Here is a 799-nt window from a genome sequence, read left to right as displayed (position 1 = left end):
ATTAGGCATGCATCGCCTTGATCATCTATGTGAAATGCCGCCTACGGGCTTCTGAGGGGCTGGAAAGGCCAAAATCAGGGGCTAATTGAGCTATTTACCATAATGAGCACTTAGCGCACCGATATTGTTTATCCCATATTAAAATGTCAGTGAGTTTTCCCAGATTAAAGTGTCTCTTTCCTAGATTGTTCATCTTGTCAGTAATGCTCCTATTGTATTGCATTTGCGAAGGGGTGAACTTGCTCCTAGAATGCATGTAGTTGCATTTGTCCGTGGCTTTCAGAGGGGTGATATGGTTGCTATACCGGAAGTTGGATTGATGAAGTTTTCTGAGGACTTGCTCAAAGAGTCAAAGGAAGTGAAATTACGCCCTTGGCACTTTATAGGTAATAACCCTTTATCAAAGCTTGCCCGTAAAATTAAGGAACTGGATAAGTTCATTGATATGAGTAGTGAGCTAAAGGTTGCGGGGGGGGATAGAGATATTCTTATTGCGAGAGAAAATCTAATGTCCCTAAAACTCAATTTGGCTGAGCTGTACTATAAACTTGGGCTGATGCTCATGAGTGTTTTTTTAGTAGTGTTAGCTATTGTTGTCTTGTTTTTAATTTAAAATTGTAGACATGAAGAAAGCCCCTTAATAACGCCTTTTATAAAAAAACACCCGAAGTATCGCCCATAGCGGCCTTTCTTGTCTTTGTCTGTTACATGATCACGCCCGTTCTTGGCTAATTCAACATAACAGGCACTTTGCGCACCGACAATTCTGGTATTTGATACCAGAATTCATCAGCCAAGG

At 40.9% G+C, this 799-nt stretch carries 1 protein-coding gene; it reads left to right on the top strand.

The annotated features are described in order from the left end of the window. The first annotated feature begins 292 nt into the window (after positions 1–292). Positions 293–613 carry a hypothetical protein gene (locus NHN17_RS25850; protein ID WP_255045540.1) on the top strand — a complete coding sequence of 107 codons (321 nt, stop codon included), beginning with the start codon at positions 293–295 and terminating at the stop codon, positions 611–613. The last annotated feature ends 186 nt before the right edge of the window (positions 614–799 follow it).

The sequence above is a fragment of the Photobacterium pectinilyticum genome (assembly GCF_024357955.1).
GTDB classification, from domain to species: Bacteria; Pseudomonadota; Gammaproteobacteria; order Enterobacterales; family Vibrionaceae; genus Photobacterium; species Photobacterium pectinilyticum.
The sequence above is the reverse complement of the archived record's forward strand: the minus strand, read 5'-3'. Positions and strand labels throughout refer to the sequence as shown.